The following is a 14676-nucleotide window of genomic DNA, read 5'->3' on the forward strand; positions in this document are numbered from 1 at the left end:
GTACTCGACAGTCGCACAGGACCCCTCTCTCCTCCGGCTGACGCGTCCATCGGGCACCCCGAGTACCGCAACCCCACGTGGCATCTCGTTGTGCCCAACCACGTCAAGACCAGGAGACACCACTCCAGTGGCAGTCAAGATCAAGCTGAAGCGTCTGGGCAAGATCCGTTCGCCTCACTACCGCATCGTCGTCGCCGACTCCCGTACCCGCCGTGACGGCCGGGCCATCGAGGAGATCGGCCTGTACCACCCGGTGCAGAACCCCTCGCGCATCGAGGTCGACACCGAGCGTGTCCAGTACTGGCTGGGTGTCGGCGCGCAGCCGACCGAGCCGGTCATGGCCATCCTCAAGGTCACCGGTGACTGGCAGAAGTTCAAGGGTCTGCCGGCCCCCGCCCCGATGCTCCTCCCCGAGACCAAGGAGGACAAGCGTCGCGCGTTCGACGAGTTCACCAAGGGCCTCGAGGCCGGCGCCGCGAAGGGTGAGGCCATCACCCCGAAGGCCAAGAAGTCGGAGAAGAAGGACGAGGCCGCCGCGGCCGAGTCCGCTGAGTCGACCGAGGCCTGAGGATGCTCGAGGAGGCCCTTGAGCACCTCGTGAAGGGCATCGTCGACAACCCCGACGAGGTGCAGGTCGCGTCGCGCAACCTGCGGCGCGGGCGCGTGCTGGAGGTCCGGGTCCACCCCGATGACCTCGGCAAGGTGATCGGCCGTAACGGCCGTACCGCCCGCGCACTGCGCACCGTCGTGGGCGCCATCGGCGGCCGTGGCATTCGCGTCGACCTCGTCGACGTGGACCAGGTCCGCTGAGAAGCGATTGAGCACCGGCACGGGCCGGGAGGGGCTGCGGCCCTTCCCGGCCCGTTGTCGCGTTCGCTCGTCGTGTTCGTACGCAGAAGCAGAGAAGGAACGGCATGCAGCTGGTAGTCGGCAGGATCGGCCGCGCCCATGGGATCAAGGGTGAGGTCACCGTTGAGGTGCGTACGGACGACCCGGAGCTGCGGCTCGGACCGGGCGCCGTGCTGGCCACGGACCCCGCCGGAGCGGGCCCGCTGACCATCGAGACCGGTCGGGTGCACAGCGGTCGGCTGCTGCTGCGCTTCGCCGGCGTCAAGGACCGTACGGGCGCCGAGGCGCTCCGCAACACGCTCCTGATCGCGGACGTGGACCCCGAGGACACCCCCGAGGACCCCGAGGAGTTCTACGACCACCAGCTGATGGACCTCGACGTCGTCACCGCCGACGGCACCGAGATCGGGCGGATCACGGAGATCGCGCACCTGCCGTCGCAGGACCTCTTCATCGTGGAGCGGCCCGACGGCAGCGAGGTGATGATCCCCTTCGTCTCCGAGATCGTGACGGAGATCGACCTCGACGCGCAGCGCGCGGTCGTCGACCCGCCGCGCGGCCTGATCGACGCCGACCAGGCCGAGGTCGCGAGCTCCCGCGACGCCGAGGGCGACGCGGCGAAGGGTGACGCGTGATGCGGCTCGACGTCGTCACGATCTTCCCCGAGTACCTGGAACCGCTGAACGTCTCGCTCGTCGGCAAGGCCCGCGCGCGCGGACAGCTGGACGTGCGCATCCACGACCTGCGGGACTGGGCGCACGACAAGCACAACACCGTCGACGACACCCCGTACGGCGGCGGCCCCGGCATGGTGATGAAGCCCGAGCCCTGGGGCGAGGCGCTCGACTCGGTCATCGCCTCCGGAGAGGGCCGGCCGACCCTGGTCGTCCCCACGCCCAGCGGCAAGCCGTTCACCCAGCAGCTCGCCGTCGAACTGTCCGAGAAGCCGTGGCTGGTCTTCACCCCGGCCCGCTACGAGGGCATCGACCGCCGCGTCATCGAGGAGTACGGCGACCGCCTCGACGTGCGCGAGGTCTCCATCGGCGACTATGTGCTGGCCGGCGGCGAGGCGCCCGTGCTGGTGATGGTCGAGGCCATCGCCCGGCTGCTCCCCGGCGTGCTGGGCAACGCCGAGTCGCACCGCGACGACTCCTTCGCCCCCGGCGCCATGGCCGACCTCCTCGAAGGCCCCGTCTACACCAAGCCCCCGGAGTGGCGCGGCCGGGGCATCCCGGACGTCCTGCTCAGCGGCCACCACGGCAAGATCGCCCGCTGGCGCCGCGACGAGGCGTTCCGGCGTACGGTCGTGAACCGGCCCGACCTGATCGAGCGCACCGACCCGGCGGCCTTCGACAAGAAGGACCGCGAGATGCTCTCGATCCTGGGCTGGGGTCCGGGCCCCGACGGCCGATTTGGGCGAGTGGCCCCGGACGTGGAAGAATAAGCCGTTGCCTTGCGCCCGGCGCGCGCCCCTGCCACAGGGGGAACGACGTCCGCCCGGTGCAGCGCACGACCCCCATCATCATTTCTATTCCGCTGATGACCTGTGGCATCGGCGAAGAGAGCAGACGGTTATGAACCTTCTCGACAACGTCGACGCCGCATCGCTGCGCACCGACGTCCCGGCCTTCCGCCCCGGCGACACCGTGAACGTCCACGTTCGCGTCATCGAGGGCAACCGCTCCCGTGTGCAGCAGTTCAAGGGCGTTGTCATCCGCCGCCAGGGTGCCGGCGTGCGCGAGACCTTCACGGTCCGCAAGGTCTCCTTCTCCGTCGGCGTCGAGCGCACCTTCCCGGTGAACAGCCCGATCTTCGAGAAGATCGAGGTCGTCACCCGCGGTGACGTGCGTCGCGCCAAGCTGTACTACCTCCGTGAGCTGCGCGGCAAGGCCGCGAAGATCAAGGAGAAGCGCGACCGCTGAGCTTCTGTCCGGAGTCCGGGCCAGGCCGGATAGGCTTTCGGCTCGATGGACACCGACGCACAGCTTTCGGAGCGCGACCGCTCTCCAGAACCCGCACAGGGGGAGGAGCAGGGGTCGCGCTCCTCGCGTTTCCCCGAGGAGACGCGCTCGACGGAGATACGGGAGCGGAGCCGCCCGGCGCGGATCCGCGACTGGCCGGCAGGCGGCGGGCCGCTGCGCAGGGCGGGCCTGCTGCTGACCGCGTGCCTGGTCTTCCTGCTGCTGCTCAGCAGCTATGTCGTCCAGCCGTTCCTGATCCCGAGCGGCTCGATGGAGAACACGCTCCGGGTCGGCGACCGGGTGCTGGTCAACAAGCTCGCGTACGGCTTCGGTGACGAGCCCCGCCGCGGCGACGTGGTGGTTTTCGACGGGCTCGGTTCGTTCGTCCAGGACGCCCCGTCGGAGAACGTGATCACCGCGCTGATCCGCAAGGGCGCGGCGTCGGTCGGGCTGATGAGCCCGGCGCGGACCGACTACATCAAGCGCGTCGTGGGCGTCGGTGGCGACCGGGTCACCTGCTGCGACGCGCGCGGCCGGCTCCAGGTCAACGGCCGGCCGATAGACGAGCCGTACCTCTTCCCGGGCGACGCCCCCTCGCGCGTTCCCTTCGACATCGTGGTGCCGCCGGGGAAGCTCTGGGTGATGGGCGACCACCGGAGCGACTCCCGCGACTCGCGTGACCACCTGGGGGAGCCGGGCGGCGGCACGGTCCCGGTCGACCGGGTCATCGGGCGCGCCGACTGGATCGGCTGGCCCTTCGGCCGGATCACCTCGCTGCGCCGGCCGGACGCCTTCGCGGACGTACCGGAACCAGGTGCCGCCGGGCCGCACGGGAGCCCCCATGGGTAGCCATGGGCGTACGGGGCCGCCGCGGTCGCACGCGCGAACGGCGGCCCCGGAGGCCGCCGCGCCCGCGCCGGCCGGCGAGCCGGTCGGTGCGGAGCCGGGCGGGCGGGCCGCGCGGCGGAAGGCGGCGCGCCGGGTCAAGCGGCGGCGGCGCCGGTCCGCGGTCAAGGAGGTGCCGATCCTCATAGCGGTGGCGCTGCTGATCGCCCTGGTGCTGAAGACGTTCCTGGTGCAGGCGTTCGTGATCCCGTCCGGCTCGATGGAAGAGACGATCCGGATCGGCGACCGGGTGCTGGTCGACAAGCTGACGCCGTGGTTCGGGTCCCGGCCGGCCCGCGGCGACGTGGTGGTCTTCAAGGACCCCGGCGGCTGGCTCACGGGGGAGGAGGCCAAGGCCGCGCGGGACCCTGTGGGCATCAAGCAGGGCAAGCAGTTCCTGACCTTCATCGGCCTGCTTCCTTCTGCGAACGAACAGGATCTGATCAAGCGCGTGATCGCCGTCGGCGGTGACACGGTCAAGTGCTGCGACAAGAACGGCAAAATCACAGTCAACGGAACGCCGCTCGACGAGCCCTATATCCATCCGGGCAACCCGCCGTCGCAGCTCCAGTTCTCGGTAAAGGTGCCGGCCGGCCGCATTTTCGTGATGGGCGACCACCGCTCCGATTCGGCCGATTCCCGCTACCACTTGGAGGACCCCGGGCAGGGCACCGTCCCGGAGGACCACGTGGTGGGGCGTGCGGTGGTCATCGCCTGGCCGTTCGGCCACTGGCGGGGATTGTCCGAACCGGACACCTTCGCATCGGTCGGGGACGCGCCGCGTACGGGGACGCGAGCGGGCGCTTCGCCGAATAGTGTGTCCCTCATGGATCAGGACGGATTGATCCAGCTCCCGACCCCTGCGGAACTCCCGCTCGTTATGGGAGTGGTGGGCCTGCGTCGTATGCACGACAGGCGGCAGAGTGGAGAGAGGAGCGGATGTGGGGGACTTGGCGGTCGGCGCACGTTCCGGTCACGGAGAGCCCGAAAAACGACCCGGGGGGACCGATGAGTCGCCCAGGGGCGACGCGCCGGAGGATGCCGCCTCGTTCCAGGCGGCTCGATCGGCCCGGACGGCCGGGGACACTGCGGACGGACCGGTGGAATCGGAGAGCGACGGCGTGACACCCGCTGACGACGCCGAGGAGCCGGGCGGGCAGCAGCCCAAGAAGCAACGATCCTTCTGGAAAGAGCTGCCGATCCTCGTCGGCATCGCCCTGGTGCTCGCGCTGCTCATCAAGACTTTCCTTGTCCAGGCGTTCTCGATTCCTTCCGATTCGATGCAGAACACCCTCCAGCGCGGCGACCGGGTGCTGGTGGACAAGCTGACTCCCTGGTTCGGTTCCAAGCCCGAGCGGGGCGAAGTGGTCGTCTTCCACGACCCGGGCAAGGGCGACCAGAGCTGGCTCGGCCCCGATACCCAGCAGCAGAATTCCGGCCCCTTCGGGCGCGGTGTGCAGCAGGTCCTGAGCTTTGTCGGCCTGATGCCCTCGGCCGAGGAGAAGGACCTCATCAAGCGGGTCATCGCCGTCGGCGGCGACACCGTGGAGTGCCAGGGCCAGGGCGGTCCGGTGAAGGTCAACGGCAAGGCGCTCGACGAGAAGTCGTACATCTTCCAGGGCAACTCGCCTTGCGACGACAAGCCGTTCGCCCCGGTCAAGGTCCCCAAGGACCACATCTGGGTGATGGGCGACCACCGCCAGGACTCGCTGGACTCCCGTTACCACCCCGACCTGTACAACGGCACGGTGCCGGTCAAGGACGTCGTCGGCCGCGCCTTCAGCGTCGCCTGGCCGATCGACCGCTGGTCCTTCCTCCCGGTGCCCGGCACCTTCGACCAGCCGGGGCTGAACGCCGCGGCCGCGGCGACGCCCGCCGCGCTCGGCCTCGCGGGCGCGGTGCCGCTGGTGCTGTGGCGCCGCCGCCGGATCGTCGGGAAGACCGCGCCGAAGGGCTGACCGGCGTCCGTACCGCCCGGTAAGGTGCGATCCCCATGCCCGAGGGCATGGGGATCCGATCTTTACGGGGGCGGGAGCGGGCATGAGCGGAGCGGGACGCGGGGAAGACGGCCACGGCCGCGCGGGCAGGGTGCTGTCCGGGCTGGCCGTGGCCGTCGGCTGTGTGCTCTTCCTCGGCGGATTCGTCTGGGGCGCCCTGCTGTACCAGCCGTACACCGTTCCCACGGACTCGATGGAGCCGACCGTCATGCGCGGCGACCGGGTGCTCGCCGAGCGCATCGACGGCAGCGAGGTGCGGCGCGGGGATGTCGTGGTCTTCAAGGACAAGGTCTGGGGCGACGTGCCCATGCTCAAGCGCGTCGTCGGGGTCGGCGGCGACAAGGTCGAGTGCTGTGACCGGCAGGGCCGGATGACGATCAACGGCAAGCCGGTCGACGAGCCGTATCTGGCGGCCGGGAGCCCGGCGTCGATCACGGCCTTCTCGGCCACCGTGCCCGACGGGCAGCTCTTCCTCATCGGCGACCACCGCACCACCTCGCTCGACTCCCGTTCCCACCTGGCCGACGCGTCCCACGGCGCGGTGCCCCGCAGCGCGGTGAAGGGGCGGGTGGACGCCATCGCCTGGCCCATGGGCAGCTGGGGGATGATGGACAGACCCCGGACGTTCGCGAGTTTGCCGGGCGGCACGTCGCACCCCGGCCCGCTGCCCCTGGTGCTGGCATCGGTGGTCGCCGGAGCGGTGCTCGTCCTCGGCGGAGCGGCGTACGGACCGATGGCGCGCCGCCTGACGCCACGGCGCGGGGCCGGGCGGGACGGCGGCTCCGGAGGCCGTGGCGGTGGGAAGGGAGTGACGACGGGTGTCCGGTGAGGTGCCGCGGACGAAGGGGCCGGGGCCGGACGGCCTGCCGGCCGACGACGGCCCGCAGGCCGGTGGAGAGCCGCGCAGGGCCTCGCGGGTCGTCCTGCTCGACCCACAGGACCGGATCCTGCTCCTCCACGGCTTCGAGCCCGACGACCCCGCCACCACCTGGTGGTTCACCCCGGGCGGCGGGCTGGAGGACGATGAGACCTGGGAGCAGGCGGCGCGCCGGGAGCTCGCCGAGGAGACCGGGATCACCGACATCGAGCTGGGCCCGCCGCTGTGGCGGCGCAGCTGCTCCTTCCCCTTCGACGGGCGCCGCTGGGACCAGGACGAGTGCTACTACCTGGCCCGCACCCGGCAGGCCGCGGAGTGGACCGGGGGCGAGACGGAGCTGGAGCGGCGCAGTGTCACGGGGCTGCGCTGGTGGACGTGCGGGGAACTCCTCGCGACCCGTGAGACGGTGTATCCGACCAGGCTCGCCGAGCTGCTGCGTACGCTGCTCGACGAGGGACCCCCGAGTACGCCGGTGCTCCTGGAGACGGAGCGGGCCTGACGCACAATAGGGGGACGCACGGCTGAAGGGGAACATGCCATGAGCGCCGAGGACCTCGAGAAGTACGAGACCGAGATGGAGCTGAAGCTCTACCGGGAGTACCGCGATGTCGTCGGTCTGTTCAAATACGTGATCGAGACCGAGCGGCGCTTCTACCTCACCAATGACTACGAGATGCAGGTGCACTCCGTACAGGGCGAGGTCTTCTTCGAGGTCTCGATGGCCGACGCCTGGGTGTGGGACATGTACCGGCCGGCGCGCTTCGTCAAACAGGTGCGGGTGCTCACCTTCAAGGACGTGAACATCGAGGAGCTCAACAAGAGCGATCTCGACCTCCCGGGTGGCTGAGTTATCCACAACCGGCGGGTTATCCACCAAGATCCAACAGTGGGGCGTGGTCGCGGCACAGTCGGTGCCGGAGGTGGTGACCATGCTTCGATCGGAGCGGTCGGCGGAATCAGCGGGATCAGTGGGATCGGCGGGGCCGGGGAGCTCCTCGGAATCTTCGGAATCTTCTGGATCTTCGAGAGCGGCAGGATCGGCGGGACCCTCGGGGGAGGCCGGACCGTCCGAGGGCGCCGGATCGTCCGAGGGCTTCGCGCGACAGGCGCTCGGCCGCTACGGCGAGGAGCTGGCGGTGCGCCGGCTCACGGAGGCCGGGATAAGGATCCTGGACCGCAATTGGCGCTGCCGGGACGGTGAGATCGACATCGTCGCGTCCGACGGTGACGCCCTGGTGGTCTGCGAGGTGAAGACCCGGCGCGCGGGCGCCTACGAACACCCGATGGCGGCGGTCCGGACCGTGAAGGCCGACCGGCTGCGCAGGCTCGCCGGGCGATGGCTGGAGCGAAACGGAGGGCCGCCGCCGGGCGGGGTGCGGATCGACCTGGTGGGCGTGGTCGTCCCCGACCGGGGAGCGCCCTTCGTGGAGCACGCCAAGGGGGTGGCGTGATGGGATTCGCCCGCACGTGCTCGGTGGCCCTGGTCGGGGTCGAGGGCGTCCTGGTCGAGGTCCAGGCCGGCCTGGAACCGGGCATCGCCGCCTTCACCCTGGTCGGCCTGCCGGACAAGAGCCTCCAGGAGAGCCGCGACAGGGTCCGCTCGGCCGTGGTGAACTCCGGTGCGGAGTGGCCGCAGAAGAAACTGACGGTGGGGCTCAGCCCGGCATCGGTCCCCAAGGGCGGCAGCGGCTTCGACCTCGCGGTGGCGTGCGCGGTCCTGGGCGCCGCCGAGCGGATCGACCCACGCCAGATCGCCGACCTGGTGATGATCGGCGAGCTCGGCCTCGACGGCCGGGTCCGGCCGGTCCGCGGCGTCCTGCCCGCGGTGCTTGCCGCCGCCGACGCGGGCTACCGCCAGGTGGTCGTCGCCGAGCAGACGGCCGCGGAGGCGTCCCTGGTGCCCGAGGTCTCGGTCCTCGGCGTCCGCAGCCTGCGCCAGCTGATCGCGGTCCTCTCGGACGAACCCGTGCCAGAGGAGGAACCGATCGAGGACGGGCGTCCCGATCCGACGCTGGCGGGGCTGTCGGTGGCCGGGGCCGGAATCGGGACAGGGGTGCTCTGCGGGGTCGGCGCCGCCCTCCACGTCCCCGACCTGGCCGAGGTCGCGGGCCAGCACCTGGCCCGCAAGGCCCTGGAGGTCGCGGCCGCGGGCGGTCACCACATCTACCTCAAGGGCCCGCCGGGAGCGGGCAAGACGATGCTGGCGGAGCGGCTGCCCGGCCTGTTGCCACCGCTGACGTCCCAGGAGGCCCTGGAGGTCACGGCGGTGCACTCCGTCGCCGGTGTCCTGCCGCCCGGCAAGCCACTGGTGAACGCTCCGCCGTACTGCGCTCCCCACCACTCGGCGACGATGGCGGCCCTCGTGGGCGGCGGCAACGGCCTGCCGCGCCCCGGCGCGGTTTCCCTGGCCCACAGGGGCGTCCTTTTCCTTGACGAGGCACCGGAATTCAGCGGGCGGGCGCTGGACGCCCTGAGACAGCCGCTCGAGGCCGGTCATGTCGTGGTGGCCCGCTCGGCGGGGATGATGCAGATGCCCGCGCGGTTTCTCCTGGCCATGGCTGCGAATCCCTGCCCTTGCGGTCGGCACTCGCAGCTGGGGGAGGAGTGCGAGTGCTCTCCGACCGCGATCCGCCGCTATCAGGCCAGGTTGTCGGGCCCGTTGCTGGACCGGGTCGACCTGCGGGTCAGGGTGGAGGCGGTCACCCGGGCCGAACTGACCGGCAGGGACGGGGCGGTGGAGAACACCGAGACGGTGGCCGCGCGCGTGCGCGAGGCACGGGAGCGGGCCGCCGCCCGGTACCGGGCCACCCCGTGGAGCACCAACGGCGAGATGCCGGGACACGAGCTGCGCACCCGATGGCACCCCCTGCCCGGAGCCCTCAAGGAAGCCGAACGTGACATGGAGTGCGGCCTGCTGACGGCCCGGGGGCTCGACCGGGTCCTCAGGGTCGCCTGGACCGTCGCCGACCTCGCCGGACACGACCGCCCGGATGCGGAGGACGTGGCGCAGGCCCTCTATCTGCGCACCGGCTTCACCCGGGGTGTCCCGGTCGAGGTGGGGGCGAGGTGATGCGCGGGCGCCGGAGAACGGGGGAGGGGCCCGATGACGGAGGCGGCCTCGAAGACGCGGGCGGGCCACGGCCGGGAAGCGGTGCCCAGGGCAGGGCTGCCCCCGGCGCCGGGGGCTCCCGGACCGGGACTCCCGGACCTGAGCCGCCCGGGGATCGCGCACCCGGCCTCGCGGAGCGGCTCGCGCGCGTGGCGCTGACGCGGCTCACCGAACCGGGGGACGAGCGAGTGGGGCGCTGGCTGCGGGAGCTCGGTGCCGAGGGCCTGGTGCGGGGGCTGACCGGAGCGGGACCACCGCCCCCGGGCGCGGGGAAGGAACGGCTCGCGGGGTGCCGGGCGCGGGCGGCGGCGCTCGACCCCCGTCGCGATCTCGGCACCGTCGCCGGGCTGGGCGGCCGCTTCCTCTGCCCGGGCGACCGGGAGTGGCCGGGGCAGCTGAACGACCTCGGCGACGCCCGCCCCGTCGGCCTCTGGGTGCGGGGCGAGGCCAACCTCCGGCTGTGGGCCCTGCGGTCCGTCGCCGTCGTCGGCGCCCGGGCCTGCACCGACTACGGCTCCCACGTCTCGGCCACCCTCGGCGCCGGGCTGGCCGAGCTCGGCTGGGTGGTGGTCTCGGGCGCTGCCTACGGGGTGGACGGAGCGGCGCACCGCGGAGCGCTCGCCGCCGGTGGCGCGACCATAGCGGTGCTGGCGTGCGGGGTGGACGTGCCCTATCCACGCGGGCACGCCGAGTTGATCGGCCGGATCGCGGAACAGGGTCTGGTGCTCGCCGAGTTGCCGCCCGGCGGCCATCCGACGCGCAGCCGCTTCGTCCTGCGCAACCGCGTCATCGCGGCGTTGACGCGCGGGACGGTGGTCGTGGAGGCGCAGTACCGCAGCGGATCCCTGGTCACGGCGCGGCGCGCCCGGGATCTGGGGCGGCACACGATGGGCATCCCCGGCCCGGTCACCTCGGGGCTCTCGGCAGGCGTCCATGAACTCCTGCGCGAGGACGTGTGCCTGGTGACCGACGCCGCCGAGATCGCCGAGCTGGTCGGCGGCATGGGAGAGCTCGCCCCCGAGCGGCGCGGCCCCGTCGTGCCCCGGGACCTGCTCACCCCCGCGCTGACCGCGGTGCTCGAAGCGGTGCCCGGAGGGCCCGGCGGCGACCGCGACCTCATCGCCCGCAACGCGGGCCGGGACCGGGACCGGACCCTCCGCGGGCTCCATGAACTCCAGGCCCTCGGCTTCGTCGAACGCTCCGGTGATCACTGGAAGTTGGCGGGCCCGACGTCAACATCCGGCACCACCAAGCCCCCCGGACGGCGCCCGTCCGTGCGGCGAGGCGGTTCTTGACCTGGGGCGATCGGGTGAAAGGGTTAAGGGGGTGACCGCGGGAGCCGATACGGCCAACCCGCCGCGGCCGCCGGGCGATCCGGCAGTCGCACTCCGGGAGCGCGGCCAGTGGAACCTATCCGCATATCGACCGAAGGGGCTCTCCTCGCGCACCGCAGCGCGTCAGTCACGCTACGCTCACGGGAATCCAGCCATTCGTACCACTCCATTCACATCCCTATTCACGTCACGTCTCCATTCACGTCACAGCAGAACGGCTCAAGACGACGAATGCCCCAGCACACCTCCGGGTCCGATCGCGCGGCGGCACCGCCCGCAGCACGCGGGCCCGTGCGCCCTCCCGCACCCTCGACGCTCGATGAGCTGTGGCGGTCGTACAAGGCCACGGGCGACGACCGGCTGCGGGAGCAATTGATCCTCCACTACTCGCCGCTGGTGAAGTATGTGGCGGGGCGGGTCAGCGTCGGTCTGCCGCCCAATGTCGAGCAGGCGGACTTTGTTTCCTCCGGGGTCTTCGGACTCATCGACGCCATCGAGAAGTTCGACCCCACGCGCGAGATCAAGTTCGAGACCTATGCCATCACCCGCATCCGCGGGGCGATGATCGACGAATTGCGGGCCCTGGACTGGATCCCGCGCTCGGTCCGCCAGAAAGCGCGTGCCGTCGAGCGCGCGTACGCCACCTTGGAGGCGGCGCTGCGCCGCACACCCTCGGAGGCCGAGGTGGCGGCGGAGATGGGCATCGCCGTCGAGGAACTGCACAGCGTCTTCAGCCAGTTGTCGCTGGCCAACGTCGTGGCCCTGGAGGACCTGCTGCACGTCGGCGCCGAGGGCGGCGAGCGGCTGAGCCTGATGGACACGCTCGAGGACACCGCCGCGGACGACCCCGTCGAGGTGGCCGAGGACCGCGAGCTGCGCAGGCTGCTCGCCCGCGCGATCAACACCCTTCCCGAGCGGGAGAAGACGGTGGTCACGCTCTATTACTACGAGGGCCTCACCCTGGCCGAGATCGGCCATGTGCTCGGCGTCACGGAGAGCCGGGTCAGCCAGATCCACACCAAGTCGGTCCTCCAGCTGAGGGCGAAACTGGCGGACATAGGACGCTGACCGGACCCACCGGCCACCACCGGACCCGACGGGCCGCCCCATCACCGCTCCGCGCGCCCGCCCGGACGCCGCCCCGCGGGGAAACGTGCCGTCGGCGTCGTCCCGGTCAGCGGATATCCGTAAAGTGGAGCCGTGCCCAGGATTCGAGCGGCCTCAGTGGCCGAGCACCGGACGATGCAGCGCGACGCCCTGCTGGACGCCGCACGTTCCCTGTTGTCCGAAGGCGGTACGGAGGCGTTGACCTTCCCCGCGCTGGCCGAGCGCACCGGGCTGGCACGGTCCTCGGTCTATGAGTACTTCCGTTCGCGGGCCGCGGTCGTCGAGGAGCTGTGCGCCGTCGACTTCCCCGTCTGGGCGGCCGAGGTCGAGGCCGCCATGGAGCGCGCGGAGACGCCCGAGGCGAAGATCGAGGCGTATGTGCGCCGGCAGCTGGCGCTCGTCGGCGACCGGCGTCACCGCGCCGTGGTCGCCATCTCCGCGGGTGAGCTGGACTCCGGCGCCCGCGAGAAGATCCGCGCCGCGCACGGCGGGCTGGTGGCCATGGTGGGCGAGGCCCTCGTCGCCCTCGGCCATGAGCAGCCCCGCCTCGCCGCCATGCTCCTCCAGGGAGTGGTGGACGCCGCGGTCCGCCGCATCGAGCTCGGCGCGGCCGAGGAGCCGCACCGCATCACCGAGGCGGCCGTGTCCATGGCCCTGCGCGGGGTCCGGGGCTGACGCTCCCGCGACGGGCGGCCCGAGCGGGCCGGTGAGCGGCAGCAGCCGGGACGGCGGGCGGCGCAGCATCCACGGCGGCAGCAGCATCAGGGGATCGAGATAGACGTCCCCGCGGAGCAGCCCCCAGTGCAGACAGCCCGCAGGACAGTGGAAGGGGCCCGCCTGCACGGTGCCCACCGGCTGCCCGGCGGCCACCTGATCGCCTTCGTGGACGGACGACCGCACCGGTTCATAGGTGATCCGCAGCGGCGGGTCGCCCGTCCCGGCCAGGGCGACGGCCACGACTCCCCGCCCGGCGACCGTGCCGGCGAAGGACACCGTCCCGGGGGCGGCCGCGCGCACCGGCTGCCCCGCCCGGGTGTCGAGATCCACCCCGCGGTGGCCCGCCGCCCAGGGCTTCGGCGGTGGATCCCACGCCCGTACGACCACGGGGCGGCCCCCACGAGCCCCGGTGACCGGCCACGCCCGGTCGCCTCCGGCCCCGCCCGCCCCCGGAGGGCCTGTGGCGGTGGCGGCCACGACGGCCGCCGTGGCCGGGTCCGCGGGCGTGGAGTGGGGCGTGGAGCGCGTGACCCAAGTGGGCTGTGTGACGCATGCGATGAGCATGGTCACGGTCAGTAAGACGCCGGGCGTCGCCGCGCCCACGTCTGGGGAACGCCGCCGGAGGTGCCACGTGAGAGATCGCATGCGAGAACCGTGACCCACCCCGCCGATTCGTGGGGATCTTGACCAGGATCTGTGGACTACTCGCGGGTTGTGCACAACGCCGTCACCCGGGCCTTCCCGGGTCCCGTACACTTCTCATGGCGATCCGGGTCACCGGATCGACTTCGCACGCCCCGCTACCGGCGCGTCAGTCCCTTTCGGGCAGCCCGGTGGCCGTGTCTCTCGGTCCGCGGAACGGTTCCTCGCAAGGGTGCCTTCCACGGCGGACACGTCGGGGCGTCAGGAGCGGCGGCCGCCCGGCCGCCGTGGAACCGAGTATTTCAAGGAGCGCGGCCATGGCCGTCGTCACGATGCGGGAGCTGCTGGAGAGCGGCGTCCACTTCGGTCACCAGACCCGTCGTTGGAACCCGAAGATGAAGCGTTTCATCTTCACGGAGCGCAACGGCATCTACATCATCGACCTGCTCCAGTCGCTGTCGTACATCGACCGCGCCTACGAGTTCGTCAAGGAGACCGTCGCGCACGGTGGCTCCATCATGTTCGTCGGTACGAAGAAGCAGGCCCAGGAGGCCATCGCCGAGCAGGCGACCCGCGTCGGGATGCCGTACGTCAACCAGCGCTGGCTGGGCGGCATGCTCACCAACTTCTCGACCGTCTACAAGCGCCTGCAGCGCCTGAAGGAGCTCGAGCTCATCGACTTCGAGGATGTGGCCGCCTCCGGCCTCACCAAGAAGGAGCTGCTCGTCCTCTCCCGCGAGAAGACCAAGCTCGAGAAGACCCTCGGCGGTATCCGCGAGATGCAGAAGGTGCCCAGCGCCGTCTGGATCGTGGACACCAAGAAGGAGCACATCGCCGTCGGTGAGGCGCGCAAGCTGCGCATCCCGGTCGTCGCGATCCTCGACACCAACTGCGACCCCGACGAGGTCGACTACAAGATCCCGGGCAACGACGACGCGATCCGCTCCGTCACGCTGCTCACCCGCGTGATCGCCGACGCCGTCGCCGAGGGCCTCATCGCCCGTTCCGGTGCCGCCACCGGTGACGCCAAGGCCGACAAGGCCGCCGGCGAGCCGCTCGCCGAGTGGGAGCGCGACCTGCTCGAGGGCGAGAAGAAGGCTGACGAGACCGAGGCTCCGGCCGAGGCCCCGGCCGCCGAGGCCGAGAAGCCGGCCGCGGACGCCGAGCAGGCCTGACAACTCAGTCGCGGTAGATGACG

At 71.5% G+C, this 14676-nt stretch carries 17 protein-coding genes and 1 pseudogene; 17 read left to right on the top strand and 1 reads right to left on the bottom strand.

The window, feature by feature from the left end:
* Positions 1-127: 127 nt before the first annotated feature.
* The 16 genes from rpsP to ABD269_RS22180 all read left to right on the top strand — a co-directional run bounded on the left by rpsP (position 128) and on the right by ABD269_RS22180 (position 12794).
* Complete coding sequence (gene rpsP / locus ABD269_RS22105) at positions 128-568, top strand: 30S ribosomal protein S16 (protein ID WP_301892024.1); 441 nt, start codon at positions 128-130, stop codon at positions 566-568.
* Positions 569-570: 2 nt separating this feature from the next.
* A complete protein-coding gene (locus ABD269_RS22110) occupies positions 571-810 on the top strand; it encodes an RNA-binding protein (protein WP_020868149.1) in 240 nt (79 codons plus the stop codon).
* 104 nt (positions 811-914) lie between these two features.
* Positions 915-1484, top strand: coding sequence for a ribosome maturation factor RimM (rimM, locus tag ABD269_RS22115; RefSeq protein WP_344120256.1), 570 nt, complete (start codon positions 915-917; stop codon positions 1482-1484).
* Positions 1484-2293 carry a tRNA (guanosine(37)-N1)-methyltransferase TrmD gene (gene trmD, locus ABD269_RS22120; protein ID WP_344120302.1) on the top strand — a complete coding sequence of 270 codons (810 nt, stop codon included), beginning with the start codon at positions 1484-1486 and terminating at the stop codon, positions 2291-2293. The genes rimM and trmD overlap by 1 nt, the downstream gene beginning before the upstream one ends.
* A 130-nt stretch (positions 2294-2423) precedes the next feature.
* Positions 2424-2771, top strand: a complete 348-nt coding sequence (gene rplS, locus ABD269_RS22125; protein WP_116214119.1) for a 50S ribosomal protein L19 — start codon at positions 2424-2426, stop codon at positions 2769-2771.
* 45 nt (positions 2772-2816) lie between these two features.
* A complete protein-coding gene (gene lepB / locus ABD269_RS22130) occupies positions 2817-3659 on the top strand; it encodes a signal peptidase I (protein ID WP_344120259.1) in 843 nt (280 codons plus the stop codon).
* Complete coding sequence (gene lepB / locus ABD269_RS22135) at positions 3652-4707, top strand: signal peptidase I (RefSeq protein ID WP_344120304.1); 1056 nt, start codon at positions 3652-3654, stop codon at positions 4705-4707. The genes lepB (ABD269_RS22130) and lepB (ABD269_RS22135) overlap by 8 nt, the downstream gene beginning before the upstream one ends.
* The gene (gene lepB, locus ABD269_RS22140) at positions 4646-5653 is read left to right on the top strand and encodes a signal peptidase I (RefSeq protein ID WP_344120306.1); all 1008 of its coding nucleotides are present in this window, start codon (positions 4646-4648) and stop codon (positions 5651-5653) included. Before lepB (ABD269_RS22135) ends, lepB (ABD269_RS22140) begins: the two co-directional genes overlap by 62 nt.
* Positions 5654-5735: 82 nt before the next feature.
* On the top strand, positions 5736-6521 hold the full coding sequence (lepB, locus tag ABD269_RS22145) for a signal peptidase I (protein ID WP_344120261.1): 786 nt from the start codon (positions 5736-5738) through the stop codon (positions 6519-6521).
* A 34-nt stretch (positions 6522-6555) separates the two neighbouring features.
* Positions 6556-7068 carry an NUDIX hydrolase gene (locus ABD269_RS22150; RefSeq protein WP_301894297.1) on the top strand — a complete coding sequence of 171 codons (513 nt, stop codon included), beginning with the start codon at positions 6556-6558 and terminating at the stop codon, positions 7066-7068.
* A 39-nt stretch (positions 7069-7107) separates the two neighbouring features.
* Entirely contained in the window at positions 7108-7416 is a 309-nt protein-coding gene (locus tag ABD269_RS22155) for a DUF2469 domain-containing protein (RefSeq protein WP_009714730.1), read from the top strand.
* A 121-nt stretch (positions 7417-7537) separates the two neighbouring features.
* Complete coding sequence (locus ABD269_RS22160; protein WP_425572954.1) at positions 7538-8020, top strand: YraN family protein; 483 nt, start codon at positions 7538-7540, stop codon at positions 8018-8020.
* Entirely contained in the window at positions 8020-9639 is a 1620-nt protein-coding gene (locus ABD269_RS22165; RefSeq protein WP_344120263.1) for a YifB family Mg chelatase-like AAA ATPase, read from the top strand. Before ABD269_RS22160 ends, ABD269_RS22165 begins: the two co-directional genes overlap by 1 nt.
* Positions 9639-10973: a DNA-processing protein DprA gene (gene dprA, locus ABD269_RS22170; protein ID WP_344120265.1), complete on the top strand. Its 1335-nt coding sequence runs from the start codon at positions 9639-9641 to the stop codon at positions 10971-10973. The genes ABD269_RS22165 and dprA overlap by 1 nt, the downstream gene beginning before the upstream one ends.
* Positions 10974-11243: 270 nt before the next feature.
* Positions 11244-12080, top strand: a complete 837-nt coding sequence (whiG, locus tag ABD269_RS22175) for an RNA polymerase sigma factor WhiG (RefSeq protein WP_301892012.1) — start codon at positions 11244-11246, stop codon at positions 12078-12080.
* 156 nt (positions 12081-12236) lie between these two features.
* Positions 12237-12794 carry a TetR/AcrR family transcriptional regulator gene (locus ABD269_RS22180; RefSeq protein ID WP_301894295.1) on the top strand — a complete coding sequence of 186 codons (558 nt, stop codon included), beginning with the start codon at positions 12237-12239 and terminating at the stop codon, positions 12792-12794.
* A 150-nt stretch (positions 12795-12944) separates the two neighbouring features.
* Here ABD269_RS22180 and ABD269_RS22185 read toward each other — a convergent pair.
* Positions 12945-13481 (bottom strand): annotated as a pseudogene (locus ABD269_RS22185) (peptidoglycan DD-metalloendopeptidase family protein); the annotation flags it as partial.
* A gap of 314 nt (positions 13482-13795) precedes the next feature.
* Here ABD269_RS22185 and rpsB point away from each other — a divergent pair.
* Positions 13796-14653, top strand: coding sequence for a 30S ribosomal protein S2 (gene rpsB / locus ABD269_RS22190; protein ID WP_116214127.1), 858 nt, complete (start codon positions 13796-13798; stop codon positions 14651-14653).
* Positions 14654-14676 lie beyond the last annotated feature (23 nt).

It is taken from the genome of Streptomyces blastmyceticus (assembly GCF_039521185.1).
In the GTDB taxonomy this organism is placed as follows: Bacteria; Actinomycetota; Actinomycetes; order Streptomycetales; family Streptomycetaceae; genus Streptomyces; species Streptomyces blastmyceticus.

Bases quoted from the DNA above. Each gene is read 5' to 3' on its own strand.
- ABD269_RS22110 (WP_020868149.1), top strand. From the start codon at position 571: ATGCTCGAGGAGGCCCTTGAGCACCTCGTGAAGGGCATCGTCGACAAC.
- rimM (WP_344120256.1), top strand. From the start codon at position 915: ATGCAGCTGGTAGTCGGCAGGATCGGCCGCGCCCATGGGATCAAGGGT.
- trmD (WP_344120302.1), top strand. From the start codon at position 1,484: ATGCGGCTCGACGTCGTCACGATCTTCCCCGAGTACCTGGAACCGCTG.
- rplS (WP_116214119.1), top strand. From the start codon at position 2,424: ATGAACCTTCTCGACAACGTCGACGCCGCATCGCTGCGCACCGACGTC.
- lepB (WP_344120259.1), top strand. From the start codon at position 2,817: ATGGACACCGACGCACAGCTTTCGGAGCGCGACCGCTCTCCAGAACCC.
- lepB (WP_344120304.1), top strand. From the start codon at position 3,652: ATGGGTAGCCATGGGCGTACGGGGCCGCCGCGGTCGCACGCGCGAACG.
- lepB (WP_344120261.1), top strand. From the start codon at position 5,736: ATGAGCGGAGCGGGACGCGGGGAAGACGGCCACGGCCGCGCGGGCAGG.
- ABD269_RS22155 (WP_009714730.1), top strand. From the start codon at position 7,108: ATGAGCGCCGAGGACCTCGAGAAGTACGAGACCGAGATGGAGCTGAAG.
- ABD269_RS22165 (WP_344120263.1), top strand. From the start codon at position 8,020: ATGGGATTCGCCCGCACGTGCTCGGTGGCCCTGGTCGGGGTCGAGGGC.
- dprA (WP_344120265.1), top strand. From the start codon at position 9,639: ATGCGCGGGCGCCGGAGAACGGGGGAGGGGCCCGATGACGGAGGCGGC.
- whiG (WP_301892012.1), top strand. From the start codon at position 11,244: ATGCCCCAGCACACCTCCGGGTCCGATCGCGCGGCGGCACCGCCCGCA.
- rpsB (WP_116214127.1), top strand. From the start codon at position 13,796: ATGGCCGTCGTCACGATGCGGGAGCTGCTGGAGAGCGGCGTCCACTTC.